General features: G+C 69.3%; 7 protein-coding genes and 1 pseudogene. All 8 read right to left on the bottom strand.

Annotated features, from left to right (window positions below):
* Positions 1-48: 48 nt before the first annotated feature.
* A complete protein-coding gene (locus tag ACRX5W_RS23290; RefSeq protein WP_436790206.1) occupies positions 49-834 on the bottom strand; it encodes a response regulator in 786 nt (261 codons plus the stop codon).
* 11 nt (positions 835-845) lie between these two features.
* Entirely contained in the window at positions 846-1,097 is a 252-nt protein-coding gene (locus ACRX5W_RS23285; protein ID WP_436790205.1) for a hypothetical protein, read from the bottom strand.
* A 615-nt stretch (positions 1,098-1,712) separates the two neighbouring features.
* A complete protein-coding gene (locus tag ACRX5W_RS23280; protein WP_436790204.1) occupies positions 1,713-2,147 on the bottom strand; it encodes a hypothetical protein in 435 nt (144 codons plus the stop codon).
* Positions 2,148-3,179: 1,032 nt separating this feature from the next.
* A complete protein-coding gene (locus tag ACRX5W_RS23275; RefSeq protein WP_436790203.1) occupies positions 3,180-6,062 on the bottom strand; it encodes a prolyl oligopeptidase family serine peptidase in 2,883 nt (960 codons plus the stop codon).
* Between the two features lie 309 nt (positions 6,063-6,371).
* Positions 6,372-6,866, bottom strand: a complete 495-nt coding sequence (locus ACRX5W_RS23270) for a signal protein (RefSeq protein WP_436790202.1) — start codon at positions 6,864-6,866, stop codon at positions 6,372-6,374.
* A 277-nt stretch (positions 6,867-7,143) separates the two neighbouring features.
* Complete coding sequence (locus ACRX5W_RS23265) at positions 7,144-7,623, bottom strand: hypothetical protein (RefSeq protein WP_436790201.1); 480 nt, start codon at positions 7,621-7,623, stop codon at positions 7,144-7,146.
* Positions 7,624-7,889: 266 nt separating this feature from the next.
* Positions 7,890-8,078 (bottom strand): alpha/beta hydrolase, encoded by a 189-nt coding sequence (locus tag ACRX5W_RS23260; RefSeq protein ID WP_436790212.1) that lies wholly within the window; start codon positions 8,076-8,078, stop codon positions 7,890-7,892.
* Between the two features lie 119 nt (positions 8,079-8,197).
* A pseudogene (locus ACRX5W_RS23255) lies at positions 8,198-8,851 on the bottom strand (alpha/beta hydrolase); the annotation flags it as partial.
* Positions 8,852-9,028 lie beyond the last annotated feature (177 nt).

The following is a 9,028-nucleotide window of genomic DNA, read 5'->3' as shown; positions in this document are numbered from 1 at the left end:
AGGAGGCCACGCGGCAGCCAGCCGCGCCCTACCTCCAAGCCCGGCCCTTCAGGGCCGGGTCAAGTTGACGGCCTCTTTACCCGACCGGACCGAGACGACGTCGTGGCCCGGCGCGGCGATGACCTCTTCCAGCGCGAGGAGGTTGGCCGGCTGGTCGTCGACGAGCAGGATCTTCGGGGGCGCTCCAGTCGCCGGCCTGGTCGGCTCCGGCCGCTCCAAGGCCGCGAGTTGGCGCTCCAGAATGTCGCACCGCGCCTCGGCGTCCAGATTGCGCCGCCGGGCGGTCTCCAGTTCGTCGGAAAGCCTGCGCACCTGCATCGCAAGGGCGTCGCGCTCCGTCTCAAGGACCGTATGCTGCGGCGGCCGAGCGGCTCCGGCCCACGTTTCCTCCAACTGGGTCAGACGCGTCTCGAGTTCGACTATGCGATGGTTGCGGTCGATCAGGGCGTCCCCGAGAACCTCCTCTTGAATCGTGGAGCGCTGAGCGTCGAGTTCCGCCTCCGCCAGTTGGAGTTCGAGGACTTTGGCCGGCCCGGCCGTGGCCGCGCTGAGCCGCAGCGCCGTTCGGTGCAGTCGCCGCAGGTGGGTGACCGCATCGGCATCCACGGGCGAACCCTGGCACTCGGCCACATCGTCCAGGAGTTCGGCGACGAACCGCCACGGCGGAACACGTGTGCCGCCGAGGAACCTCGAAATGCTGCCCGCATCGCGGAAACGCTGTGCGCCGTAGCGCCGGACGGAGACACCGAGCACACCGAACAGCTCCCTGAGCGCTTCGGCGAAGTCCCGGCTCTCCTGGGCGAGCCCTGTGTCCAGGGGACGAAGCGATCCCATCCCGCCCTCCGTCAACTGCCGGCGGAAGGCAGGCGCGTCGGCGCTCCCTCCGCGTCGCCCGCGCCCGGAAGGGCGGCCTCATGCCCGGAACCGATGATGCGGTCGAAGAAGCCCACCGCCAGACCGAACGCCCCCGCGCCGCACAGCAGTGACTGCGGGGCTCCGGGGCCGGTCATCGCGGTCAGCGCACCGGCCCCGACGCCGGTAAGTCCCGCGAGCAGGAAGACGAGGGCGGCTCGGAGCGATAACAGGGGGCGATACACAGTTCTCTCCTCGGTGTGTGGTCGTCAGTGCGCGATCGTGTCCTGGTCGGCTGCACCGCCTGACGACCGATCCTGGCCCACCACGGGGGTGTTGTGGACCCTGCAACGCGGTTCGGTCAACAGCAGCAACGAACGAGCAACACCCCCGCGGGAGTTGATGGGCCCGTTCCATGTCAGGAAGGAAGCGTGCGGGCTGCCAGGACTGCCGGGGCGGACCATGGTCCTGGGGCCGGTGGCGTTCATCCTGGACCGGCTCCTCGCCCTGCCGCACCCGGAGACCGTGGGACCGAGATGCTCCGCCCGGCTCCGACCACTCCGCGGACGGGCCGCCGGTCGCGCTGCGCCGCGTCACGGGCCCGCCGACTGCCTGGGCGTCCCGCGCCGGATGCCCACAGCGACAACCTTGCTTTCACCGTCCTGCCGATGCGGCAGCGTCGTCACCACCGCGCATCACTGCGCCCACCGCCACGGGTCTCGGGAGGCTCCTGCGACACCAGAACATCAGGCAGATCGAACCCGTGGTCACCGGGGGTATCAAGGGTTGGCGAGGAACTCTCCGGTGAACACCGCGCGGACCTTCGACCACACGCGAACAACCGGGCGAGTGACCGGAGTTCATTCCTCGGTGTAATCCGCAGTTCGTGCAAGGCGGCGTTCGATCTCCTCGCGGATCGGGCGGTAGGCGGCGTCGGCCGCGCGCATGCGGGCTTCGCAGCGTGCCCAGGCGGCGCGGGAGCGCTTGCGCCGACCGGGCACCAGGTCGTAGCGGCGCAGTCGGACGGCGCGGCTGTCGACCATGAGCCCGGCGCGGGTGCGCACCCCGTGGTCCCACCGGACCGTGCTGTGCGCGTCGCGGAGTTCCGCGTCGAACGCCTGGAAGGCGCTCTGCCATCGCGCGGCTTCGTCGGCGGTGGCCGGTATCCGCAACCTGCCCTCGTACGCGATGACTTCGTACAGCGTGAACTCCAGGCCGTCGGGCACCGCCACCCATGCGAGGTCCCTCCACGGCCACGGGGTGAGCTGAAAGACGTGCTTCTTGACGGTTGTCATGTCGGAGCGCTCCTCGCCGGCCCGTCGCACGGGCGTGCGGGTCTGCCGGGCTCAGCGTAGGACGCGCCTGACCGCGCCCGCTGTGTCCCCGGGGGACCATCCCGAGGCACGGGGCCGGCGACGACGTGGCGATGATGGGTAACTTCGGGCGGATCGCCTGCCTGCGTGACCGCGATGCCCGACCTGTTCACGCCTGACGATGACCAGCGGCTTGAGGCCGCTCGTCGCCGGCTTCGGCCTGAGGAATGACCGATCGCCCTGCGCGCAGATCCGATGGATCCTGGCGGCGCTCTGGTGTTCTGCGATTTCGCGATGCCGAAGCGGCGTGGCGTCGGCTCCTCCCGAGATCAAGGTCGACTGCGGTGTTCGTTCCGCTGCTCTGCCGATTGAGCTACGGACCCGAAGGCCCAGGAGGACTCTAACCTCCAACCCGCGGATAACAATGAAGGAACCGCTGTCTTCGCACCGGGAGGTGCCCATGAAGTTGTGCCGCCCCGGCTCGGGCAGAAGCAAGGAGCCACTTCGCGCCTGAACCGGCTTTGACTGTAACCCAATTCGGTCGCCGACCCGAACCGTTTTGCGGATCGGCGTGCAGAAACCCCGGAACGCACGGGCAGGGGCGAGGGACTTGGAGATCCACGACGTCAGGCTGCCTGCCGCGGTCGTCAGCGAGCGGGCCAGCACCTTGCCATTGCAGCCGGGCACGTTGACGCGAAGGGACTTCTGCGGGGACATGAGGCTCCGTTCCCGGCTGGGGCGGCCAGAGGCCACCAGCGTGCACGCGTTGCGTCCAGGACGGTGGCCTTCTGGCCCTCTTCGGTCTGTCTTTGCCGGCCCTGGTTGGGCCGCATCTGTCGGGAGACCCCGGCCCCGGACAGATCCCGGCAGGTGGCTCTCGCCACTGCTGGGCGGGGAAGTCCGCGCCGCGGGTCTCCCACGCGGTGGACTGCGGTCCGCAGCTCGGCCGAGAAGACGACGGAGTACTGCGGCAATGTCCCGAGTGGGTCGTCGCGCCGGCGAACGGCCTGTGGGTCAAGCCGTCGTTCTGTTGCTGCCGCCCAACCGTGCTGCCAGGTGCACATCGGCGTACTTGGGTGGGGATTTCGGCGCGGGGTGCGGTGTGGTCTGTGCGAGGTGGGAGGCGTGTGCCCGCGTGTTGGCAGGGGCGCTTTCGGGCAGGGCGGGGGCGTGCTTGCCCTGTTGGGCGAGCTGCGCAATGGCGGACAGTCCCGCTGCGGCGGCGCGAACTGCTCGCGCTGTTGCCGCGGACAGCCGGTTCACCGGCCGGGTCGCGTCGCGGGGCTTGGTGAGCAGGCCCGGGCGCAGTTCACTCGGCAGGGGGTGATCGAAGGTGCGCCAGGTGGCGCTCAGTTCCTCGGCGGCCTCCTGTTCGCCGGCGAAGTGGCCGCGGCCGGGGCGGGCCAGGTGGAGTAAGGGCTTGGTCAAGGTCGTCATGAGCTGCCATGCCAGTTCGTGCGCTGACCTGCTGTCGATGCGCGGGTCGTCAGGAGCGCCGATGACGATCGTGAGCTCGGGCATGTCCATGCCGGGGTCGAGGTAGTGCCGCGACGACATGAGGACCGAGGCCGTCGCGTCGAATTCGGCGGCAACCGCAGGCTCGGTGATCAGGACCTGCCAGGAGTCGTGGTCGGGCCTGCGGAGCGTGGCGCTGGCAAATGCCTTGGCACGCTGGGCCACCGCACGCAGCATGACCATCGGACCGGAGGACTGCGCACTCGCATGGATGTCACCAGGTGCGGCGATGCCGTTGGCGATGACATGGTCGGCCCCTGCGACGACGTCCATCACGGCGGCGAATTGGTTCTCGAGTGCCCCGTCCTTGTAGTGCTGGTAGCCGTCGCTTCCGGTGCCCCGGCCATCGTTGATCCACAAACGCCCGCCGGCGGCGAAATGCGTGCTGTGCACATGGTTGAACAATTTGCTGGTGTTGTTGCCGACGAAGTAGTTCGAGTACGAGGTGAACATCAGCGGGCCCTGACCTGGTGCGTCCGCGTGCTCGACCAGCCAACCGCGGACCAGGGTGCCGTCGGGGGCCGTGAAGGTATGGCGCGTTGTCCTGGCACCGGTCAGCAACTTGTCCGCGATGGTGGACTCGATACGGATCTCCCCGGCCGGGCAGACGCCGGTCGGCGAGAGTTGGAAGCGGAAGCTGCGCGGGGGCGACACGATCGACGAGTGCTCGATCTCCAGCATGTTCGTGCCGTCGTCGGCGGCGTTTACGGTCATGCCGGTGATCTGGCCGAACAGACCTGGCAACCGAGTGCCGTCGGGCGCGTACACCTCGGGAAGCCCGAGGCCGTGCAACGGCACCGGGGTTCCGCGCCCGGTCTCCACGTCGAAGACCTGGACCTCCGCGGCCCCGTGGCGCGTTCGACTGACCACGAACAGCGGTTCCCGGCCCGGCCCGCGGTCGGCGGCGACGACGTCGCGGATCACGGTTTCCCCGTCGTCGGGCACGAGGTCGCGCCATTCGTTGGGTGGTATCCGCTTCCGGTCGAAGTCCAGTGGCACCTCGGCGATGCGTCCGCGGGGATGTTGTTCGCTCCAGCCGACGACGATCAGCCGGTTGTCCGCGGTGACCTGGGGGCTCCCGAGAGTCTCGTCGGAGTAGCCGAGGAGTTCGACAGCGCGCGGATGCGCCAGGCTGGTGTCGTACAGGGTGAGCCGGTTCGCGCTGCCGTGAGGCCCTCGGTTCGAGCCCACGACCATCCACGGATGCTCTGCCCCCGCCGGTGTCTTCCCGCGTGCCGCCACCGAGCGGTAGAAGACCCGCCGCTCGAACGTCGATGGCGGGGGAACGTAGGGGCCGAAGTCGTTTGTTGAGACCAGGAGTTGCTTGCGTCCGGTCGCCACGTCGAACCTCCAGGCGGCCTGCATCTCGCCGGCCGCGCCGACCCAGACGAAAGTTTCGGGGGTCTCCCAGGACACGTCCGGATATTCGGCTCCCGGAATGGTGGCCAACACGTCGCCGCTGCGCGTGTCCAAGACGGTCAAACCGGCCCCGGATTCGTTCCCCGACGCTTGGGACGAATACACGAAATACCGCCCGTGCGTCGGTTCCAGCCAGAAGCCGTCCGGATAGACGCGCGGAAAGACGATGTTCGGCGCATGTGCTTGGACCAGCACCACCTCGTGGCCGTCCCCGTGACGGGCGACAATCTGCCGTTCGGGTCGGTCGGGCTGCCTGCGCACGAACACCTCGACGTCGCCGGCTCGGATGGGCGGGCGCCGCTCGGCGTACCGGCTCTGCGCCCGCGCGACGAACCGGAACTCGTCGGCGAGCGCGTCGTTGCCCACCGCCTCGTCGAACGCGCGAGCGGCAGCGGCCGCCGCTTCGAACTTGTTCGCGGGCACCGGGTCGGGCGGCTTCAGTGTCCTGACCGCCTGCGTGAGACCGCGCTCGAATCGCCGGTTCAGGAGTTCTTGGAGCAGGTCGGGCGGGATGCCGTGGTCGAGGGCGTAATCAACCATGGCCTGGTGAGCCCGGCGGTCCGCCTCGGGAGGCCCGAGCCGTTTCCGGGCGTGTCCGTATCCGGCGTACGCCCGGGTCTCCGCCTCCAGCAAGACCGGGATGGCCTCGCGGAACTTCAGGAAAGAGCGTACGGCGGACAGGTTGAGCTGGTGGTTCTGCACGTGAAGCGCGAAGGCCGATGCACGAACCGTGTCTGCGGTGTCCGGAGGCAGGCCGATCTTCCGCGTCTCCTCGAGATGCTCCTCGGCGAACCGCTCAGCGTCCCGAACGACCTCGGCCACATGGCGCTGGGTTCCCCACAAGCCCAGCCAGAGACGTTGCGCCGCGTTGTACTTGTCCGTCAACCCGCATCCGTTCCAGTTGGCGGCCCAGCATCGGGTGGGCATGGCGTCCGACAGGACCCGGGCGATGACCTTGCGCAACTGCTGCTTGGTACGGCGCAGTTGAGCGGCCTGATACTACGCGTGAGCCGGGCCGGTGCACAGCGACGGCAGCCAAGGTCTCTGCGGCGTCGGTGGCGCGGCCGACCCGCACTTCAACTGACCCCGAGGCCGAGGCCAAGGCCGCATGCGCGCTTGCCCCGTGCCGCGGCGGAGTGTGGGTGCGAGGCCGGCGCACCTCTCGACCAGGGACGCGCGACTCCGGGGAACTATGCGCGCAGCATAGGTTGGCGAGGCATCCCAAGTTTCAGATCGGTCGTGCGAGGAACCGTGCGGTTGACAGCGCCGGTGTCAGCCGGTCACGGTCAGGGCGTACTCGACACGCAGCGAAAAACCTTCGGTGGCGCCGGCGATGGTGAGGCTGTGGTCTCCGGGAGCCAGCGGCGGCACCGTGAACCACAAGCCGCACGTGACCGTCCGTGCGGTGCCCGCGCGCCCGGTCACGGTGTTGCCCGCGACCCCGGTGAAGGACACCGACTCCGCGTCGACCCGTGCCGCCTCCACCGGGCGTCCGTCGACCAGGACTCGGCCTTGTGCGTTGTTCAAGAACGCGGCGCAGTCTGCGCGGGAGGCTTCCCACAGGTTCAACACCGGCCCGGCGATGCTCCGTCCGGCGGGAACCGTGCACGACCGTCGGGCCGTTCCGCCGAACGTCCCCGCGACCAGCCACAGATCCCCCGCCTGCCCACGGGCGCAGAACTCGCCAGTCGGATCCGACACCGGGTTGCTCTCCTCAGGCTGGGACGCCACCCACGTCAGCCAGCGGGCCTGCAACCCTGTGGGCACGGCGGCCGCTGCACCTGGGGCAGCAGCTTCGGCCGTCGGCGTGCCTGTCGTGGTCACGGCAGGCTTGGGAACCGGTGCCGACGTCACCGGCGTCGAGGCCACCGGCGCTGATGTGGCAGAACCTGCCTCCTTGACCGCGACCGCTCCCGGCCCGCCGCAGGCCGCCAACGTAAGCCACCCCGTCAACACCGCTGCGCCGGTGCGCACAACCCCGCGATCAATCACCGGCGCATGTTACGGCGAACCCAACTCCGAGGTACGCCCGGGGGCTTGGCCACTACAAGAGGAGCTGCAGGAGTTGGTAGTCCACCGGGTCGTCCGGGGGCGTGATGACATCGCCCCTGAGCCCGAAGCGGAGCCGTAGATCGTCGGCACCGATGCCCGGGACGCCCAGGCCGTAGAGGAAGAGTCTCAGGTAGTCCTTCGCCGGCAGGCCCTCGCGGGAGAGCGCGACCGCGAGGGCGCCGGGGTCGGCGGCCCGTCGTGCGGCACGCGACCAGCACAGGGCCAACTGGTGTGCGGCGTCCGGGGAGTAGCCCCCCAGATCGTTGCCGGCTTCACGTGCAGCCTTCGGGCCAAGCCAGCAGTTGACCGTGAGCGCCGGGTCGTCCGGTCCGGTTCCCGGCAGGTGAAGCGCCGCCAGTACGAAATCGTCGTCTCCGGCCCCCTCGGTGAACAGCACCGGCATGCCTGTCTCGTCCGCGTACGCGGCAAGAGCGTCCGAAAGCAGGTCCGGCCAGTCGACCAACCATCCCACCCGCCATCGGTCACCCAACGGCGTGTCATCGTCCCCGAAAATCAAGCTGAACGCTTCGTCGGCCCCCAGCTCCGCAACCGGAGATGAACTACACACGATCAGGCGGGCGGACTCCTGCATGAGTCTCCCTTTCGAACCGTAATCGGACGTCCGTACAGCCTTCGCGACGCGCAGCACGGCCGCACGGTTCCGTCGGTGTGCCGTGGCCCGTCTCGCGAGGCCGCACTCCGCCTGGGACGCGTCCGCCGCCGTACGAACGGATCCCGTCAGCCGTGCAGAACCCGGCGAAGAACCGTAGTCCGCTCGGTGATCTGGCGGCGCGTGACCGCGGCGTGCCGGGCCATTCCCGAACCGTGGAAAGTCCCCGGGTACAAGTGCAGTTCGGTGCCCACGCCCGAGGCCAGGAGGGCTTGGGCGTAGGCGATGCCCTCGTCGCGCAGTGGATCGAACTCCATGACNGGAAAGTCCCCGGGTACAAGTGCAGTTCGGTGCCCACGCCCGAGGCCAGGAGGGCTTGGGCGTAGGCGATGCCCTCGTCGCGCAGTGGATCGAACTCCATGACCGATATGTATGCCGGCGGTAGCCCTGCCAGGTCCTTGGCGCGCGCGGGGGCGGCGTACGCGGGAACGTCGCCGCCGCCGCGCCTGCCCGGGCCGAGGTAGCAGTCCCAGCTGACCTCGGCCTTGCCTCGGTCCCAGACCGGAGTGTCGGTGAACGCCCGCATACTGGGCGTGTCCAGCCGGTCGTCGAGTTCCGGCATGCCCAGGTACTGGAAGCAGACCGACGGCCCACCCCGGTCACGAGCCAAGAGAGTGAGTCCCGCCGCCAGGCCCGCGCCCGCGCTCTGCCCGTGCAGGGCGACGCGTGTGGGGTCGACCCCGAGGCGGGGTGCCTCCGCGACGAACCAGGCCAGTCCCGCGTAGCAGTCCTCCAGCGCCGCCGGGAACGGGTGTTCCGGAGCGAGCCGGTATTCGACCGCTGTCACTACAGCACCGAGTGCCCGGCAGAGTTCGAGGTTGCCTTCGTGGGACATCTCGACCGAGCCGAGTACGAATCCGCCGCCGTGGATGTCGTATACCGCAGGAAGCGGTCCGTCCGGCGCGTCGAGCGGGCGATAGATGCGCAGCGTGATGTCCGGGGCGTCGGCGGGGCCGGGGACCGAGGCATCGGAGATCACGACACCGACCTCATCCGCCCGGGATCGTTGCGAGACGTAGGCGTTCTGCATTCCGCGCAATGCCGGCAGGTCGTGCCACGGCACGTCGGGCATCATCTCGATGGCGGCTGCGAGTTCGGGGTCGAACGCGTACGACATGGAAGCACCTCTGGGGACGTGACGGCCCGTGGCCCGGGGAACGGCGTGGAACTGGCGTAATGGTGGCGCACCGGCCGTCGCGAAAACACC

Origin of the sequence: Yinghuangia sp. YIM S10712 (assembly GCF_051388935.1) — a bacterium.
Lineage (GTDB): Bacteria > Actinomycetota > Actinomycetes > Streptomycetales > Streptomycetaceae > Yinghuangia.
Note: the sequence above shows the minus strand (reverse complement) of the source record. Positions and strands in the feature narration are given on the sequence as shown.